The 16781-nt window shown below is 64.2% G+C and carries 16 protein-coding genes and 1 pseudogene; all 17 read left to right on the top strand.

Annotated features, from left to right (window positions below):
• Nucleotides 1–40: 40 nt before the first annotated feature.
• The gene (locus BLS75_RS31340; protein ID WP_011058532.1) at nucleotides 41–502 is read left to right on the top strand and encodes an aminoacyl-tRNA deacylase; all 462 of its coding nucleotides are present in this window, start codon (nucleotides 41–43) and stop codon (nucleotides 500–502) included.
• 14 nt (nucleotides 503–516) lie between these two features.
• On the top strand, nucleotides 517–762 hold the full coding sequence (locus tag BLS75_RS31335) for a DUF2789 domain-containing protein (protein ID WP_011058533.1): 246 nt from the start codon (nucleotides 517–519) through the stop codon (nucleotides 760–762).
• Between the two features lie 64 nt (nucleotides 763–826).
• Nucleotides 827–1072, top strand: a complete 246-nt coding sequence (locus BLS75_RS31330; protein ID WP_011058534.1) for a type II toxin-antitoxin system Phd/YefM family antitoxin — start codon at nucleotides 827–829, stop codon at nucleotides 1070–1072.
• The gene (locus tag BLS75_RS31325) at nucleotides 1062–1343 is read left to right on the top strand and encodes a type II toxin-antitoxin system RelE family toxin (protein WP_011058535.1); all 282 of its coding nucleotides are present in this window, start codon (nucleotides 1062–1064) and stop codon (nucleotides 1341–1343) included. Before BLS75_RS31330 ends, BLS75_RS31325 begins: the two co-directional genes overlap by 11 nt.
• 142 nt (nucleotides 1344–1485) lie before the next feature.
• On the top strand, nucleotides 1486–1914 hold the full coding sequence (locus BLS75_RS31320) for a MarR family winged helix-turn-helix transcriptional regulator (RefSeq protein WP_011058536.1): 429 nt from the start codon (nucleotides 1486–1488) through the stop codon (nucleotides 1912–1914).
• A complete protein-coding gene (locus tag BLS75_RS31315; RefSeq protein WP_072453123.1) occupies nucleotides 1911–3998 on the top strand; it encodes an FUSC family protein in 2088 nt (695 codons plus the stop codon). The genes BLS75_RS31320 and BLS75_RS31315 overlap by 4 nt, the downstream gene beginning before the upstream one ends.
• Nucleotides 3995–4204 (top strand): DUF1656 domain-containing protein, encoded by a 210-nt coding sequence (locus tag BLS75_RS31310; RefSeq protein ID WP_011058538.1) that lies wholly within the window; start codon nucleotides 3995–3997, stop codon nucleotides 4202–4204. Before BLS75_RS31315 ends, BLS75_RS31310 begins: the two co-directional genes overlap by 4 nt.
• Nucleotides 4201–5091 carry an efflux RND transporter periplasmic adaptor subunit gene (locus BLS75_RS31305; RefSeq protein ID WP_011058539.1) on the top strand — a complete coding sequence of 297 codons (891 nt, stop codon included), beginning with the start codon at nucleotides 4201–4203 and terminating at the stop codon, nucleotides 5089–5091. The genes BLS75_RS31310 and BLS75_RS31305 overlap by 4 nt, the downstream gene beginning before the upstream one ends.
• Complete coding sequence (locus BLS75_RS31300) at nucleotides 5088–6536, top strand: efflux transporter outer membrane subunit (RefSeq protein WP_011058540.1); 1449 nt, start codon at nucleotides 5088–5090, stop codon at nucleotides 6534–6536. The genes BLS75_RS31305 and BLS75_RS31300 overlap by 4 nt, the downstream gene beginning before the upstream one ends.
• Nucleotides 6537–6629: 93 nt before the next feature.
• Entirely contained in the window at nucleotides 6630–7265 is a 636-nt protein-coding gene (locus tag BLS75_RS31295; protein ID WP_015633693.1) for a hypothetical protein, read from the top strand.
• Nucleotides 7266–7488: 223 nt separating this feature from the next.
• Nucleotides 7489–8991, top strand: a complete 1503-nt coding sequence (locus tag BLS75_RS31290) for a YdgA family protein (protein ID WP_072453121.1) — start codon at nucleotides 7489–7491, stop codon at nucleotides 8989–8991.
• Between the two features lie 275 nt (nucleotides 8992–9266).
• Complete coding sequence (gene pgaA, locus BLS75_RS31285) at nucleotides 9267–11753, top strand: poly-beta-1,6 N-acetyl-D-glucosamine export porin PgaA (RefSeq protein ID WP_072453118.1); 2487 nt, start codon at nucleotides 9267–9269, stop codon at nucleotides 11751–11753.
• Nucleotides 11754–11767: 14 nt separating this feature from the next.
• Nucleotides 11768–13765: a poly-beta-1,6-N-acetyl-D-glucosamine N-deacetylase PgaB gene (gene pgaB, locus BLS75_RS31280; protein WP_019095705.1), complete on the top strand. Its 1998-nt coding sequence runs from the start codon at nucleotides 11768–11770 to the stop codon at nucleotides 13763–13765.
• A 3-nt stretch (nucleotides 13766–13768) separates the two neighbouring features.
• The gene (pgaC, locus tag BLS75_RS31275) at nucleotides 13769–15118 is read left to right on the top strand and encodes a poly-beta-1,6-N-acetyl-D-glucosamine synthase (RefSeq protein ID WP_019093523.1); all 1350 of its coding nucleotides are present in this window, start codon (nucleotides 13769–13771) and stop codon (nucleotides 15116–15118) included.
• A complete protein-coding gene (pgaD, locus tag BLS75_RS31270; protein WP_072453116.1) occupies nucleotides 15118–15642 on the top strand; it encodes a poly-beta-1,6-N-acetyl-D-glucosamine biosynthesis protein PgaD in 525 nt (174 codons plus the stop codon). The genes pgaC and pgaD overlap by 1 nt, the downstream gene beginning before the upstream one ends.
• 591 nt (nucleotides 15643–16233) lie before the next feature.
• Nucleotides 16234–16449: pseudogene (locus BLS75_RS31265) on the top strand (ShlB/FhaC/HecB family hemolysin secretion/activation protein); the annotation flags it as partial.
• 27 nt (nucleotides 16450–16476) lie between these two features.
• A partial coding sequence (locus BLS75_RS31260) for a filamentous hemagglutinin N-terminal domain-containing protein (RefSeq protein WP_143031450.1) occupies nucleotides 16477–16781 on the top strand: 305 nt, incomplete at its 3' end.

The raw sequence follows: 16781 nt of genomic DNA, 5'->3' as shown, positions 1-16781 counted from the left end.
TCACAGTCCTGTCCCCGCTTGCGGGGCACCGAGGTGCATCATGCGTATGGCAAGAACCGTGCAGCGCAGCCTGGAACAAGCCGCTTGCGAGTTTGATCTGGTGAGCCATCCCCATTCCGCCAGCAGCCTGGAAACGGCGCGGGTGGCGGGGGTACCGGCGGAGCGAGTGGCCAAGTCGGTGATCCTCGACGATCACCACGGCCATTACCTGATGGCGGTGTTGCCGGCCAGTCGGCACCTGGACCTCGGCAAGGTGCGCGGCAGCGGCGAATGGCAGGTCACCCGGGAAAGCACCCTGGCCCACCTGTTCAACGACTGCGAGCGCGGCGCGGTGCCGGCCCTGGGCGAGTCCTATGGGCTGGACGTGGTGATCGACCCGCTGCTGACCCGGCAGAAAGACATCTACCTGGAAGCCGGCAACCACCACAACCTGGTGCACATGAGCATGGCCCAGTACCTGAAGCTGGTGCCCCACGCCGAGGTTTGCGAAGTCTCGCACTGATCAGGAGCCCGACCATGGAAGCACCGACCCACAGCCTGCCGGCGTTGTTCAAGCAGTTGGGGCTGGCCGATGACCCGGTGAGTATCGAGCGTTTCATCGCCACACATTCGCCGCTCAAACCGGAGCTGCACCTGGCGGACGCGTTTTTCTGGAGCGAGAGCCAGGCCGACTTTCTGCGCACGGAAGTGCTCGATGATGCGGATTGGGCCGAGGTGGTGGATCAGTTGGATGTGTTGTTGAGGAAGGGGCGCGGGGGCTGATGAGCTGTAGTTGTTGATATGAAGTATTTAGACCAGAATCACGACCTGAATTGAGGTCATGATTATGCAGAGTATTCTGGCTGACAAAGCCGTCAGCGTATCTGAGTTGAAGAAAAACCCTTCTGCCGTCTTGAGTGGTGCCCAGGGCGGGCCAGTGGCGGTGTTGAATCACAATCGTGTCATGGGCTACATGGTTCCGGCCGAGGTTTTCGAAGCGTTGATGGAACGCCTGGATGATCTGGAGTTGGCCGAAATCATCCGCGAGCGCAGCCATGAGACGCCCGTTCCGGTCAGTCTGGATGACTTATAGCCTTGAGTTCCTGCCTTCGGCACACAAGGAATGGAACAAGTTGGGGCATACGCTTCGAGAGCAATTCAAGAAAAAGCTCGCCGAACGGCTTGAGGTGCCGCGTATCCCTGCTGATGCCCTGCATGGGCTTCCCGATTGCTACAAAATCAAACTCAAGGCTTCGGGCTACCGATTGGTTTATCAAGTGATCGAAGAGCGCGTCGTGGTTTGCGTGGTTGCGGTCGGCAAGCGCGAGCGTGGAACCGTTTACGAGCAGGCCAGGAAACGCTGAGGTTCGGTGGCAAGCAGTGCTGCTTCACTATCAAGCAATTGTTACAAAACTTGACTGGATTTATCCGTCAATGACATATTGATAGTTAGCAAACTAACAGTGTGCGAACAATCTTGTGTCCAGCTCCCTTGAATCACTCCACATGAATATCAGCAGTGGCATGGTGGTCGCGTCCCGGCATTGGCGGCGGATCTGCCAGACCACGCTGGTCAACTTCGGCATTTCCGAAGCCTGCGCGGTGCCGCTGTTGATGATCGGGCGCCTGGGCGAGGGCGTGCGCCAGGTCACGGTGGCCCAGGCCGCGGGGATGGAAAGCCCGTCCCTGGTGCGCCTGCTGGATCAACTGTGCAGCGCCGGCTACGTGTGCCGCAGCGAAGATCCCCACGACCGCCGGGCCAAATGCCTGAGCCTGACCGACACCGGTCGCGAGCTGGTGCAGGCGGTGGAAAGCGAGTTGGTGCGCCTGCGCCATGAAGTGCTGGAAGGCATTGGCAGCGCCGACCTGGAAGCGGCGTTGCGGGTGATCCGCGCGTTCGAGTCCGCCAGTCATGTACCGGTGCTGCCATCTTGAAAGGCTTCTTTACCGGCATGCCTCCCGCGCGGGACTGGTTCTATGGCGTACGTACCTTCGCCGCGTCGATGATCGCCCTGTACATCGCCATGCTGATGCAGATGCCCCGTCCGTATTGGGCGATGGCCACGGTGTACATCGTCTCCAGCCCCTACGTCGGCCCCACCAGTTCCAAGGCCCTGTACCGGGCGATCGGCACCTTTCTCGGGGCGGCGGCCGCGGTGCTGTTCGTGCCGATGTTCGTGCAGAGCCCCTACCTGCTGGTGGTGATCATCGCCCTGTGGACCGGGATCCTGCTGTTCCTGTCCATGCACCTGCGCACTGCCAACAACTACGCCCTGATGCTGGCCGGCTACACCTTGCCGCTGATCGCCCTGCCGGTGGTGGACAACCCCCTGGGGGTCTGGGACGTCGCCGAGGCGCGGACCGAGGAAATCTTCCTCGGCATCGTTTGCGCCGCGGTGATCGGCAGCATGTTCTGGCCTCGGCGGCTGGCCCCGGTGTTCGTCGATTCCGCCGCCAAGTGGTTCGCCGATGCCGCGCTCTACAGCCAGCGCTTCCTGGCCCGCAACGTCCAGCCCGAGGAAGTCAGTGCCCTGCGCGCGTCCATGGTGGGCACCTTCAACACCCTGGAACTGATGATCGGCCAGTTGCCCCACGAGGGCGCCCGGCCGCAGACCGTGCGCAACACCAAGGAGCTGCGCGGGCGGATGATCAACCTGCTGCCGGTGGTGGATGCCCTGGACGATGCCCTGTATGCCCTGGAACGGCGTACCCCGGAGCTGGTGGCGCAGTTCGCCCCCTTGCTGGCCAAGGCCGATGAATGGCTGCAAGGCACCGCCCGGGATGCTTCGGTGGAACGCTGGCAGGCCCTGCGCGATGAACTCGAAGCCTTGCAGCCAAGCCCCGAAGCCCTGGATGACCGGCGCCAGCTGCTGATGTCCAACGCTCTGTATCGCCTCGGCGAGTGGATCGACCTGTGGCAGGACTGCCGCAGCCTGCAGCACGCCATCCAGAGTGAAAGCCAGGCGCCCTGGCGCGCGGTCTACCGGCATTGGCGGCTGGGCCGGCTGACGCCGTTTCTCGATCGCGGGCTGATGCTGTACTCGGCGGGCTCGACGGTCCTGGCGATCATCGTCGCCTCGGTGCTGTGGATTCTCCTGGGCTGGACCGACGGCGGCAGCGCCGTGATCCTGGCGGCGGTGGCCTGCAGTTTCTTTGCTTCCATGGACGACCCGGCGCCGCAGATCTACCGGTTCTTTTTCTGGACCGCGATGTCGGTGCTGTTCGCCAGCCTCTACCTGTTCCTGATCCTGCCCAACCTGCACGACTTCCCGATGCTGGTGCTGGCCTTTGCCGTGCCGTTCATTTGCGTCGGCACCCTGACGGTGCAGCCGCGGTTCTACCTCGGCATGCTGCTGACCATCGTCAACACCTCGTCCTTCATCAGCATCCAGGGCGCCTACGACGCGGACTTCCTGAGTTTTGCCAACTCCAACCTGGCCGGCCCCATGGGCCTGCTGTTCGCCTTTGTCTGGACCCTGATCGCCCGGCCGTTCGGCTCCGAACTGGCGGCCAAGCGCCTGACCCGCTTCAGCTGGCGCGACATCGTCAGCCTCAGCGAACCGGCGACCCTGGCCGAACACCGGCACATGGGGGCACAGATGCTCGACCGCCTGATGCAGCACCTGCCGCGCCTGGCCATGACCGGGCAGGACACCGGCATAGCCCTGCGGGAGTTGCGCGTGGCGCTCAATGTGCTGGACCTGCTGGCCTACGCACCGCGGGTGCAGGGCGTGGCCCAGAGCCTGCTGCGCCAGGTGGTGGCCGAGGTGGGCGAGTACTTCAAGGCCTGCCTCAAGGCCGGCGAACGCCTGCCGGCCCCCAGCGGGCTGCTGATGACCCTCGACCGTACCCGCCGCGCCCTCGGCAGCCAGGGCCTGCAAGGCGATCACGAAACCCGCCTGCACCTGCTGCACGCCCTCAGCGGCCTGCGCCTGGCGCTGTTGCCGGGGGTGGAATTCGTCGCCACCGGCGAGCTTGAAGAACCCCTTCCCCATGGCATCGATGGAGCGCCCCTATGATCGGTGATCTGGATATCAGCGGGGTGTTCCTGCCCACGCTGCTGGTGCTGATGGGCATCACTTATGGCTTGTACCTGCTGGTGCACGGGGTGCTGACGCGCTTGCACTTTTATCGTCTGGTCTGGCACCGGGCGCTGTTCAACGTGGGTCTCTACGCTCTGCTACTGGGCGCCGTGGACTCTCTCAGTCGATACCTGATGACATGAAAAAACCTTTATTGACCATTGGCCGTGTGGTCCTGACGTTACTGGTGGTGACCTTCGCGGTCGTGGTGGTCTGGCGCATGGTGATGTACTACATGTTCGCGCCCTGGACCCGGGACGGGCATATCCGTGCCGATATCGTACAGATCGCTCCGGACGTGTCCGGGCTGATCCAGCAAGTGCAGGTGCGTGACAACCAACTGGTGCAGCGCGGTCAGGTGCTGTTCAGCATCGACCAGGACCGCTTCAAGCTGGCCCTGCGCCAGGCCAAGGCGGCCCTGGCCGACCGCCAGGAAACCCTGGCCCAGGCCCAGCGCGAGGCCAAGCGCAACCGTGGCCTGGGCAACCTGGTGCCGCGCGAGCAACTGGAAGAAAGCCAGTCCCGCGAGGCCCGCGCCCAGTCGGCCCTGGCCGAGGCCCAGGTGGCGGTGGACAGCGCCCAGCTCAACCTCGACCGCTCGGTGGTACGCAGCCCGGTGGACGGCTACGTCAACGACCGTGCACCGCGCACCCAGGAATTCGTCACCGCCGGGCGCCCGGTGCTATCGGTGGTGGACAGCAACTCCTTCCACATCGATGGCTATTTCGAAGAGACCAAGCTCGATGGCATCCATGTCGGCCAGGCCGTGGATATCCGCGTGATCGGCGACCGTGCGCGGCTGCGCGGGCATGTGGAAAGCATCGTCGCCGGGATCGAGGACCGTGACCGCAGCAGCGGCTCCAACCTGTTGCCCAACGTCAACCCGGCCTTCAGCTGGGTGCGCCTGGCGCAACGGATTCCGGTGCGCATCGCCTTCGACGATGTGCCGGCGGACTTTCGCATGATCGCCGGGCGCACCGCCACGGTGTCGATCCTCGACGACCAGGCCAAGCAGGAGCCCGGCCAATGAACAACGGCGCGCGTTTGGCCCTGGCCGGGCTCGGCCTGCTGCTCTCGGCCTGCCAGATGGTCGGGCCGGATTACCAGGTGCCCGGGGATGCGGCGGTGCAGCGCAAGGATTTGCAGGGCCAGTTGAGCGCCAAGGGCGCCAACGTGGTGTCGGCGCCGGTGCCTGCCGACTGGTGGCGGCTGTACCAGGACCCGCGCCTGGACCAGCTGGTGCAGCAGGCCCTGGCTTCCAACACCGACCTGCGGGTGGCGGCGGCCAACCTGGCTCGGGCCCGTGCCCAGGTGGATGAAGCCCAGGCCGCCGGTGGCTGGAGCGGTGGGGTCAAGGCCGGGGTCGAGCGCCTGCAGGAATCCGGCGAAGCCTTCCTGCTGCCGGAAAAGGTGCCAGTGGCCAACGTCGGCAACCTGTCCATCAGCACCTCCTACCAGTTCGACCTGTTCGGCACCTTGCAGCGCGGCATCGAGGCGGCCCAGGCCAATGCCGACGCGACCCAGGCTGCGGCGGATACCGCGCGCATCACCCTGGTGGCGGACGTGGTGCGGGCCTACACCCAGGTTTGCGCGGCCAACGAAGAACGGGAAATCGCCGAGCACTCCCTGAGCCTGCAAGCCCAGAGCACCGAGCTGACCCAGCGCCTGCGCGATGCCGGGCGCGGCGACGAAACCCAGGTCACCCGTTCCCAGACCCAATTCAAATCCCTGCGTGCCGAACTGCCGCGCTATGAGGCGGCGCGCCAATCGGGCCTGTTCCGCCTGTCGATGCTGCTGGCCAAGCCGCTGGATCAATTGCCCGCCGGCACTGACAGTTGCGCCCAGTTGCCGCATATCACCCAGCTGTTGCCGGTGGGCGATGGCGCGGCGCTGCTCAAGCGCCGCCCCGACGTACGGCAGGCCGAGCGCCAGCTGGCCGCCGCCACCGCGCGAATCGGCGTGGCCACCGGGGCCCTGTATCCGGATATCAGCATCGGCGCGACCGTCGGCACCGTGGGCATCCTCGACAACCTCGGCAAGCCTTCCACCAATCGCTGGGGCTTCGGCCCGCTGATCAGCTGGACGGTGCCGGCCAATGGCGCCCGCGAGCGCATTCATGAAGCCGAGGCCGCCAGCCAGGGCGCCCTGGCGCATTTCGATGGGGTGGTGCTCAACGCCATCCGCGAAACCCAGACCGGCCTGGCCCAGTACAGCGCGCAGCTGCAGCGCCGCGATGCCCTGGCGGATGCCGAGCAGTCGGCGCAACTGGCGGCGGACCAGACCCACCGCTTCTTCCAGGCCGGGCGCGCGTCCTTCCTCGCCGACCTGCAGGCCACCCGCACCTACACCGATATGCGCGCGCAACTGGCGGCGGCCAACACTCAGGTAGCCATGAGCCAGATCGATCTGTTCCTGGCCCTGGGCGGCGGTTGGGAAAGCGGACGAACGCAAGGCCCGGAGCACGCGAAACCCTGAGGCGGTTGCTATGCTTTGATCAGTTGGAAAAGTGCCTTGTGCAACGTGCCTTCCAACCGATCAAAGCATGTGATGGTCATGGGGATTCCAATAATGAAAAACCCTTATGCTCCGGGCTTCTGGTGCGCGCTCTGCGCCCTGGTGCTGCTGTCTGCCACCTACTTCTACGGCATCATGCTGGCCCATCAGATCGACAAGGCCCTGGTGTTCCTCGACAGCGCCAGCGCGTTGATCGCGGTGATGGCCATCGGTGTGGTGGCCTGGGCCTCCTTTCAGGGCCAGAAAATCAAGAAAAAACAGCTCGAACAGAGCAAGACCCTGGTGGTCATCTGGGACACCAAGGTGGCCTTGCGCCGGGTCGAAACCGTATTCGACCGTTACTTCTGGGGCAGTTACTGGCAACCGGGGCGGACCTTCGCCGAAGTCATGGGCGAACTCACCGGCACCCCGCTGGAAAAGAGCCTGGAGGCCCTGAAGAAACAGTGCATGCTGCTGGACAAGCAAGCCGAGGACGGTCACCACTGGCTGAGCAATGCCCGGGAGCTGTCGGATGTCGCCACCGCCATGGCGCGGGAGCGCTACCAGCTGGATTTCTGCGACCCGCGGGGCGAATCCCGGGGCAACAGCGCGGTGATCGACCGGGATTTCGAGGTCCTGGTGTACACCTGGAGCGCCCGGCTCAAGAGCTTCGATCATCAGCTCGATGCCTTGGAAATCGAATACTCCTAAAAGCCCCTTCCCCTGGCACTGTAACAGCGGCGGCTGCCGGTTTGCGGCAGCCGCTGCCCTGGCCATCTCCCCGCGCTCCACGGTTTTTCACATTCAAAGATTGGGCTCGCCCTAGCCGCCAGTGGTAATCTGCGCCGGTTTTACGCGGAGTCGAGCCGCAACCCGTCATGGGTTCAGGGAAGACGACCACACCTTCAAACAACGGATATTGATCGGGTCAGACATGAATAAATCAGCAGGCGTACTGTTAGGAATCGTCGTCGCAGTAGGTGCCATCAGTGCCGGCGGCGCCTGGTACACCGGCACCAAGCTGGAAGGGGTCCTGCAGCAGCAGGTGATTGAAAGCAACAAGGAGCTGCAAGCGGCGCTGATCGGCTATGACGCCACCGCCACTCTGGAGCTGGTGTCCCTGGAGCGTGGCGTGTTCAGCAGCAATGCCCGCTACCGCCTCAAGACCCAGGGCGAGGTGTTCAACGGTGGGCTGGAACTGATGATCGCCGACCATATCGAACACGGCCCGCTGCCTTTCTCGCGCTTGATCCGCCTCAAGTGGCTGCCAGTCATGGCGTCCAGTCATTACGAGCTGGAGAACAACGGGCAGACCGACAAGTGGTTTGCCGCCACCAAGGGTGCTGCACCGTTCAAGGGCGTGGTCAATGTCGGCTATGACCTGTCCGCGGAGGGCACCCTGGATTTCGCTCCGATGGAACTGGCCCTGGATGAGCTGAACAACCTCAAGTTCTCTGGCCTGAATGCCACTTTCAGCGTCAGCGAAAATCGCCGCAAGGCCAAGGTCGATGGCTATATGGACAGCCTGAGCCTGTTCCTCAGTTCGCCGGACAAGGCCCCGCTCAAACTGGAAATCAACGGCCTGACCCTGGCCAGCAACCTGCAGAAAAGCAGCTTCGACTACTTCCTGGGCCAGAACACCCTGGAGCTCAGCGGCCTGAAGGCCACCTTCGGCGACAAGCAGTCGGTGCTGACCCTGAAGCACTTCGAGCAGAAGACCTTCAGCGAAGAAACCGGCAGCACAGTGGCGGGCCGTGCGGATTACCGAGTGGGCGAAATCGCCTTCGACGGCAAGACCGTGGGTTCGGCCGAGATGCTCTGGAGCATGAAGAGCCTCGACAGCCAGGGCATGCTCGATCTGGTCCAGGTCTACCAGAACGTGCTGCAGCCGTATCAGAAGGCCGCCACCGAGGCCTCTGCCGAGGGTGAACCGGCTCCGGAACTGCAAATGTCCGACGCCGAGCAGGTCAAGGTACGGGCTGCCGTGAACAAGGTCCTGGAAGCCAAGCCGCAGATCGCCCTGGAAAGCCTGGCATTCAAGACCGCCGGTGGTGAAAGCCGTTTCAGCCTGAGCCTGGATCTGGCCAAGCCGCAGAGCCTGGAGCTGCCGCCGGCTGAGCTGGGCAAGCAACTGGTCAGCCAGCTGGATGCCAAGCTGTCGCTGTCCAAGCCGATGGTGGCAGACATCGCCGCCCTGCAGGCCCAGGCCGAAGGCCAGACCGATGCCAAGCTGATCGCCGAGCAAAGCGCGGCCACTGCAGAAATGCTCAGTGCCATGGCCCTGTCCACCCAACTGGCCAAGCTGGAAGGCAATGACGTGGTGTCGGCCCTGCACTATGCCAATAACGAAGTGAACTTCAACGGCCAGAAAATGACCGTCGAGCAGTTCATCGGTTTGGTCATGAGCAAGCTGGGGGGCGTAGGCGCCCAGCAGTAAAGGTGCACGGGCCGCTTTGCGCGGCCCTTCTTGTGCAACCCCTGACGCCCGGCCTGTGCAGCCCACAGGTCGGGCGTTGTGCTGTCTGGAGCAAGGCGGTGAGGGCGGCTGCAGGCCCCGCAGAATCTGATTCTGAATAAATATGGCGCTGCAAATTCTGAACTAACCTTCGTGGAAGAATTCTCCCAGACGCTCTGTCGATCTTCTGATCGTCCGGGCTGGGGCGTTAGGGCGGGGCGCAGAACTCCGGCTAGCCACGTAAGGATGCTGACGAAATGCAACGCACTGTTCATCCCGCTCGCCGCTACGGCCTTCGTCCGCTGTTTCGCCTGGCATTGTGCAGCCAACTGTTATGGCCGGGCCTGGCGTTCGCCGATGCGGCCTATGACCAGTTGATCATCCAGGCCCGGGCCGGCAGCTACGCCCCGGCGCTGAACCATCTGCGCCAAGTACCGGCGGACCGGTTGAACAACGGGCTGGTCAGCGACCACCTGCAGATCGCCAGCTGGGCCGGCCTCGATGCCGAGGTGGTGAAGGTCTACGAGACCCAGGGCCGCAACCGGGTGCTGCCGGCGCAGGCGCTGGCCGCCACGGCCCGTGCCTATCGCAACCTCAAGCAGTGGGACAACGCCACCCAGGTCTATCGCCTGGCCCTGCAGCGCGACCCGCAGAACGCCGACCTGCAGCTGGGGCTGGCCCTGACCCAGGCCGATGCCGGCCAGCCGGCCGAAGCCGTGGCCCGGGCCAAGGCCCTGGTGGCGGCCAAGCCCGATGACCCGAACCGGCGCCTGGCTCTGGGCTACGCGCTGACCCGCGCCAACCAGCCTTATGACGCCCTGGCCGCATACGACCAGGCGTTTATCCGCGCTGGCGACAAGCCCGAAGTCATCCGCGAATACATCTACGCCCTGCAGCGGGCGCGCCTGCCGGAACCGGCCCTGCGCCTGGCCCGGCAGCACCCCGGGCTGATCGATCCGGTGATCCAGCGGCGCATCCAGGCCGACCTCGCCGCCGAACGGGTGCGCCTCTCGGAGCTGGCTAGCCGCAGTGAGAAAGAGCGCTTTGTGGTGGCCGACCGTGCCCTGGCCGACTACGACACCCTGTTCGCCGCCTGGGGCAAGGACCCTCAAGCCCAGGACGACCTGACCCGCTGGCGCATCGACCGCCTGGGCGCCCTCAAGTCCCGGGCGCGCACCGCAGAGGTGATCAGCGAATACGAGCAGCTCACCGCTGCCGGCGTGGCCATTCCCCCGTATGCCCTGCGCTGGGTGGCGGCTTCCTACCTCGACCAGCGCCAGCCGGAAATCGCCGCGGACCTGTATCGGCGTGTGTTTTCGGCACCGGACGGTGATGCCGACCACCGCCTGGAAGACACCACCGCGCTGTATTACGCGCTGCTGGAAAGTGAACGCCCGGAAGAGGCGCTGAAACTCGCCAATGACCTGGCCGACAGTGTGCCGCAGCGAATTCAGCTCACCGGGCAAACCGTGGGCGACCCCAATGACGACTGGGTCGATGCCCAACTGCTGGCGGCCCAGGCCGGTGCCGACGGCACGGCCGGGGCTGACCTGCCGGGCACCGAGCAGCGCCTGGAGACCCTGGCGGGGCAGGCCCCGGGCAACATCAGCGTACGCCTGGCCCAGGCCGATCTGTACCGGGTGCGCGACTGGCCCCGGCTTTCGGAAAGCCTGCTCAAGGAAACCGAGAGCGTGGCCCCGCGCGATGTCAGCCTGGAAGTGTCCCAGGGCCATACGGCCCAGGACCTGCAGGAATGGCGGCAACTGGATGCGCTGACCGACGACGTGGTGGAGCGCTTTCCAGAGAGCCGCCAGGTGCAGCGCCTGGCCCGCGAGCGCGAAGTGCACGACATGGCCGAACTGCGGGTCATGACCTATGGCGGCAAGAGTTACGGCGGTGGCAGCAATGGTGCCGGCGCGGTATCCGGCAGCCGTGATTTCGGCATCGAAAGCCGGCTTTACACGCCGCCGATCGCCGAGGACTGGCGCCTGTTCGGCGGCATCGGCTATGCCATGGGGGACTTCCCGGAAGGGATCGGCAATCACCGCTGGCAGGTCCTGGGGGTGGAGCGGCGCACCCGCGACATGACCCTGGAAGCGGAAGTCTCCAACCATTCCTATGGCTATGGCGACAAGACCGGTGCCCGGGTGTCGCTGGCGCGGGACATCGACGATCACTGGCAATACGGCGGCAGCCTCGACTACCTCTCTGCCAACACCCCGCTGCGGGCCCTCAACAGCGATATCAGCGCCAACGGCGGCAGCGCCTTCCTGCGTTGGCGGGCCAATGAAAGCCGCGAGTGGAAACTGTCCCTCAGCCCGTCGCACTTCAGCGACGGCAACAATAGGTTCGAGGCCCTGCTCACGGGCCGCGAAGGGGTCTACCGCTCGCCGAAAGTGCAGGTCGACCTCGGCCTGGAAGTGGGCGCCAGCCACAACACCCTGGAAGACACCCCCTACTACAACCCCGAGGCGGACCTCAGCGTCCTGCCCACCGTCACCGTCAACCACGTGCTCTATCACCGCTATCAGACCTCCTGGAGCCAACAGTTCCAGGCCGGCGCCGGTACCTACAGCGAACGCGGCTACTCCACTGGAGCGGTGGGGCTGCTCAGCTACGGCCAGCGCTACAGCTGGAACGACGTGTTCGACATCGGCGGAGTCCTGAGCGTGATCAACCGGCCTTACGACGGCGATCGGGAAACCGACCTGCGCCTGGCTGTCGACCTTACCTATCGCTTCTAGAGAAGAGTGTGACGATGCGCCTGATCAACCGTTGCATCCTCCTGCTGGGAGCCCTGGTTCTCAGCGCCTGTTCCCAGCCCGCCGCCGACTTTCTCGCCCCGGCGCAACGGCCGTTGCCCAACACCGAGGCACCCTGGCCGAAGAACCACGTGCTGGGCATTGCCTACCACGACATCGAGGATCGCGACCCGGACCAACGGGTGGTGGCGGTGCGCACCGAGCGGATGATCGAGCAACTGGCCTGGTTGCGGGAAAACGGCTACCGGCCCGTGACCGTGGACCAGATCCTGGCGGCGCGCAACGGCGGCCCCGAACTGCCGGCCAAGGCCATCCTGCTGACCTTCGATGACGGCTATTCGAGCTTCTACACCCGGGTGCTGCCGGTGCTGCGCAGCTATCACTGGCCTGCGGTGCTGGCGCCGGTGGGCACCTGGATCGACACCCCGGCCGACCAGCCGGTGAACTTCGCCGGCGAGCTGCGGCCCCGCTCTCAGTTCCTGACCTGGGCGCAGGTCCGGGAAATCTCCCGTTCCGGGCTGGTGGAAATCGCCGCCCATACCGACCACAGCCACCTGGGCATTCTTGCCAACCCTCAGGGCAACCTGCAGCCGGCGGCGGCGACCCGCCGTTTTGACGCCGCCTCCGGGCGCTATGAAAGCGAGGCGGATTTCCAGGCGCGGATGCGCCAGGACGTGACCGCCATCTCGAACAAAATCCTGGCCGTGGCCGGCTATCGCCCGCGGATCTGGGTCTGGCCCTACGGCACGGCCGACGGCTCCACCCTGCAAGTGGTGGACAGCCAGGGCTTCAAGCTGGCCCTGACCCTGGACGACGGCCTGGACACACTCGACAACCTGATGAGCAGTCCGCGTTTCCTGGTGGTGTCGGACCCGGACGGCATGCACTTCTCCAACAGCATTGTCGGTGCCGAGACCGCCGCGCCCATGCGCGTGGTGCACGTCGACCTGGACAACGTCTACGACCCGGATCCCAAGCAGCAGGAGGTCAACCTCGGCAAGCTGGTGCAGCGCATGGCCGACCTGGGGGCCAACACCGTATTCCTCCAGGCCTTCGCCGACCCCAAGGGCGACGGCCTGGTGCAGTCGCTGTATTTCCCCAACCGGCACCTGCCGATGCGCGCCGACCTGTTCGACCGGGTCGCCTGGCAATTGCGCACCCGGGCCCACGTCAAGGTCTATGCCTGGATGCCGGTGCTCAGCTTCGCCCTGGACGCCCGGCTGCCCCGGGTCACGCGCTGGGATCCGGCCACCGGCCAGAGCACCATCGATCCTAAGCAGTACCAGCGGCTGTCGCCCTTCGACCCCAATGTGCGCCGGCAGATCGGCGACCTCTACGAGGACGTGGCGCGCATGACGTCGGTGGACGGCATTCTGTTCCACGACGACGCCGTGCTCTCGGATTTCGAAGACGCCAGCCCCGGGGCCTTGCGCGCCTATGCGGCCCAGGGTCTGCCGGGTTCCATGGCCGCCCTGCGCGACGATCCGGCCACCCTGCAGCGCTGGACCCGCTTCAAGAGCCGCTACCTGATCGACTTCACCCATGAGCTGGCCGCCAAGGTCCGGGCGATTCGCGGGCCGCAGGTGCAGACCGCGCGCAACCTGTTCGCCGAGCCGATCATCAACCCGCAGAGTGAAACCTGGTTCGCCCAGAACCTCGATGATTTCCTGGTCAGCTACGACTGGACCGCGCCCATGGCCATGCCGCTGATGGAAGGCCAGAGCCAGCGGCATTCCGGGCCCTGGCTCGAAGCCCTGGTGGACCAGGTGCGCGCCCGCCCCGGTGCCTTGCAGCGCACGGTGTTCGAGCTGCAGGCCCGGGACTGGGCCCGCAAGCCCGCCAGCGACCTCTCCGCCCAGCAACTGGCGGACTGGATGGGCCGCCTCAAGCGCCAGGGCGCGACCAATTTCGGCTACTACCCGGACAACTTCCTCGAGAACTCACCGGACCTGAAGACTCTGCGGCCCGCGCTCTCCAACAAATGGAGCCCTTGAATCATGGTGGATCGTATCTTTGCGCTGGTGGTCCTGGCGCTCGTTCTCGGCGTGCCCCTGGGGCTGATCTTCGTGCTGACCGGCGAATTCCTCATGGACTTCGTCTTCTACTACCCCTTGTTCATGTCGGCGCTGTGGATCGCCGGCGGCCTGTATTACTGGATGCACTGGGAGCGCCACTGGCCGTGGAGCGACGACACCCTGCCGCCGCCCCTGGCCGGTGAGCCGCTGATCAGCATCCTCATTCCTTGCTACAACGAAGGCGACAACGTCGCCGACACCATTCATGCGGCCCTGGCCCAGCAGTACCCGAACATCGAAGTGATCGCCATCAACGATGGCTCCAAGGACAACACCGCCGAGGTGCTGGACCGCCTTGCCGCCCAGGACCCGCGCCTGCGGGTGTTGCACCTGGCGCAGAACCAGGGCAAGGCCGTGGCCCTACGCATGGGCGCGGTGGCGGCACACAGCGAATACCTGGTGTGCATCGACGGCGATGCCCTGCTGGCGCCCAACACGGCGGCCTACCTGGTGGCGCCGATGCTGGACAACCCGCGCCTGGGCGCCGTGACCGGCAACCCGCGGATCCGCACCCGTTCGACCCTGGTGGGTCGGGTCCAGGTGGGCGAGTTCTCCTCGATCATCGGCCTGATCAAGCGCACCCAGCGGGTGTTCGGCAAAGTCTTCACCGTCTCCGGGGTGATCGTCGCCTTCCGTCGCACCGCCCTGCACCGGGTGGGCTACTGGAGCCCGGACATGATCACCGAAGACATCGACATCAGCTGGAAGCTGCAACTGGACCACTGGTACGTGTTCTTCGAGCCGCGGGCGCTGTGCTGGATCCTCATGCCGGAGACCCTGCGCGGCCTGTGGAAGCAACGCCTGCGCTGGGCCCAGGGCGGCGCCGAGGTGCTGTTCAAGAACATCCGCGGGATCTGGGAGTGGCGCCACCGCTACCTCTGGACCCTGCTGTTCGACTACTGCCTGTCCACCGGCTGGGCCTTCACCTTCCTGCTGTCGGTGATCTTCTGGGCCCTGGGCAAGTTCATCGTCATGCCCGAGGCCATCGCGGTGCACACCATCGTCCCGCCGGCCTTCACCGGGCTGGTACTGGCGATGGTCTGCCTGACCCAGTTCGCGGTGAGTATCCTGATCGACCGCCGTTATGAAAAAGACCTGTGGAAAACCATGTTCTGGGTGGTCTGGTACCCGCTGGTGTTCTGGTTCATCAGCCTGTTCACCACCCTGGTGAGCTTTCCCCGGGTGCTGTTTGGCGAACACCAGAAACGCGCGCGCTGGGTCAGCCCGGACCGCGGCATCAAACCCATCGATGACGAAGAGGAGGTGCGCTGATGAAAATCATCCGAACCCGCCAGCGTCCGTTCATGGTGATCGTCGACGTTGTCCTCACCGTACTGGCCTGGGTAGGCCTGCTGTACTTGCTGGTTCGTGGGCTCATTCCGCTGCTGGACAGCCATGAAGGGCCGCGGATCGAAGCGGGCATGCTCGATGCCCTGACCACCCTGCAGTTCTATGCCTGGGTGGCGGTACTCAATGCGGTGCTGCTGATTTCCTGGGCCCGCTACCGCCAGCGTCGCAACAAGAGCTACCCGCCCCGGCTGCCGGCACCCGTGGTGGACGACAAGCGCCTGAGCGAAACCTTCAAGCTCAACGACGCGACCTTCGCCCAGATGCGCCAGCCCGGCACCATGATCGTGCACAACGACGAGGAGGGCGGTATCAGCCACGTCACCACGCAGTTCTATCGCATTCTTCCCGAAGACCAGCAGCACCCGCCGCTGAGGGTGGAGCCGCCACCGCGGGTGATCCATCTGCGTTCGGAAGAGGATGAAGGCAAGAAGACAGGAGAAGATTGATTGCCCAGGGGGGATGAGCTCTGGGGGGGGGTACGGCTCTTCTGAATTTGCAGAGGGAATTGTCTGATTCTATTTTCAGTAAATAAATCAATGCGTTATTGATTTGTTTGGGATTTCTGCATGGGGTTGTCGCTACGGATGTGGTTGTGGGTGAGTTGTTATTTAATCGTAGCGAGAGAGTGAGAACCAGGGTTCTTGCGTACGGGCGTTGGCTCTTCGAAGTGTGCAATCTCCTGTTTTTGCTCAAACTTTTTAAAGCTATATAGCCTTGATTTAAAAGGCTTTAAGGTGATTTTTCCTTTAAATATTTCAAAATTTAAAATGGGCGGCTCCATGATGGAGCTGCATGTTTTTTATCTCGTAAAGTTGCTTGAAAGTTCGATTTGATTGTTATTGGCGATTCTGCGGCAGTCATTTGACGATGCAGTAATAGCTTATTAGCGTCACGCCCTTCGTAGCTCTTGTCGTCACGCTTTCGAAGGATCGGATATGTCTCTCTCCACGCTCGGGATGAGGTTGTGCTGTGCCTTGTCCTGCCTGCTGCTGTTTAGCGCGCTGCATAGCGCCGCTGTCGCGCCGATGCCTGGTACCACCTTCAACCTGGGCGCCCAGTCCTTCATCCGCGGCTACAAAGACCCGAGCCTGAACGGCGACAGCGGCTACTGCTGGCGCAACGATCTGCGCTGGACTCGCCCGATGGGCAACCACCTTGTCACCGGCGTGAGCTTTACCCATTCCCTCGAACCTCCCGAAGCCTTGAGTGAGCGGGAAACCCCGACCCATTTCCGCCTGGATTTCTATCTCTGATTGCACTGATTCATTGAGACTTTTGACATGGACGTTCGCCAACTCGCCTTTCTGGCCCGCCAGCCTTGCGCGACCTTGCAAGCGCGGGATTCGTTCTGGGGACTGTCCAAACGCGGTCTGGCGTTTATCCTGGTCAACGTGATGTTCTGGCAGCCCGTGGTGGCGATAGCCGACGGCATCGTGGTCAACGGCAGCGGTACAACACTGGGACAGGCCGGCAATGGCGTGCCCATCGTCAACATTGCCACGCCCAATGGCGGCGGGCTGTCGCACAACAAGTTCAGCGACTACAACGTCGGCCAGCAGGGGCTGATCCTCAACAACGCCACCGG

Source organism: Pseudomonas sp. NFPP12 (assembly GCF_900103205.1).
GTDB classification, from domain to species: domain Bacteria; phylum Pseudomonadota; class Gammaproteobacteria; order Pseudomonadales; family Pseudomonadaceae; genus Aquipseudomonas; species Aquipseudomonas protegens.
The sequence above is the reverse complement of the archived record's forward strand: the minus strand, read 5'-3'. Positions and strand labels throughout refer to the sequence as shown.

What these genes read in the sequence shown, in the direction of transcription:
- BLS75_RS31340 (WP_011058532.1), top strand. Translation starts at nt 41, where the DNA reads ATGCGTATGGCAAGAACCGTGCAGCGCAGCCTGGAACAAGCCGCTTGC.
- BLS75_RS31335 (WP_011058533.1), top strand. Translation starts at nt 517, where the DNA reads ATGGAAGCACCGACCCACAGCCTGCCGGCGTTGTTCAAGCAGTTGGGG.
- BLS75_RS31330 (WP_011058534.1), top strand. Translation starts at nt 827, where the DNA reads ATGCAGAGTATTCTGGCTGACAAAGCCGTCAGCGTATCTGAGTTGAAG.
- BLS75_RS31325 (WP_011058535.1), top strand. Translation starts at nt 1,062, where the DNA reads ATGACTTATAGCCTTGAGTTCCTGCCTTCGGCACACAAGGAATGGAAC.
- BLS75_RS31320 (WP_011058536.1), top strand. Translation starts at nt 1,486, where the DNA reads ATGAATATCAGCAGTGGCATGGTGGTCGCGTCCCGGCATTGGCGGCGG.
- BLS75_RS31310 (WP_011058538.1), top strand. Translation starts at nt 3,995, where the DNA reads ATGATCGGTGATCTGGATATCAGCGGGGTGTTCCTGCCCACGCTGCTG.
- BLS75_RS31305 (WP_011058539.1), top strand. Translation starts at nt 4,201, where the DNA reads ATGAAAAAACCTTTATTGACCATTGGCCGTGTGGTCCTGACGTTACTG.
- BLS75_RS31300 (WP_011058540.1), top strand. Translation starts at nt 5,088, where the DNA reads ATGAACAACGGCGCGCGTTTGGCCCTGGCCGGGCTCGGCCTGCTGCTC.
- BLS75_RS31295 (WP_015633693.1), top strand. Translation starts at nt 6,630, where the DNA reads ATGAAAAACCCTTATGCTCCGGGCTTCTGGTGCGCGCTCTGCGCCCTG.
- BLS75_RS31290 (WP_072453121.1), top strand. Translation starts at nt 7,489, where the DNA reads ATGAATAAATCAGCAGGCGTACTGTTAGGAATCGTCGTCGCAGTAGGT.
- pgaA (WP_072453118.1), top strand. Translation starts at nt 9,267, where the DNA reads ATGCAACGCACTGTTCATCCCGCTCGCCGCTACGGCCTTCGTCCGCTG.
- pgaB (WP_019095705.1), top strand. Translation starts at nt 11,768, where the DNA reads ATGCGCCTGATCAACCGTTGCATCCTCCTGCTGGGAGCCCTGGTTCTC.
- pgaC (WP_019093523.1), top strand. Translation starts at nt 13,769, where the DNA reads ATGGTGGATCGTATCTTTGCGCTGGTGGTCCTGGCGCTCGTTCTCGGC.
- pgaD (WP_072453116.1), top strand. Translation starts at nt 15,118, where the DNA reads ATGAAAATCATCCGAACCCGCCAGCGTCCGTTCATGGTGATCGTCGAC.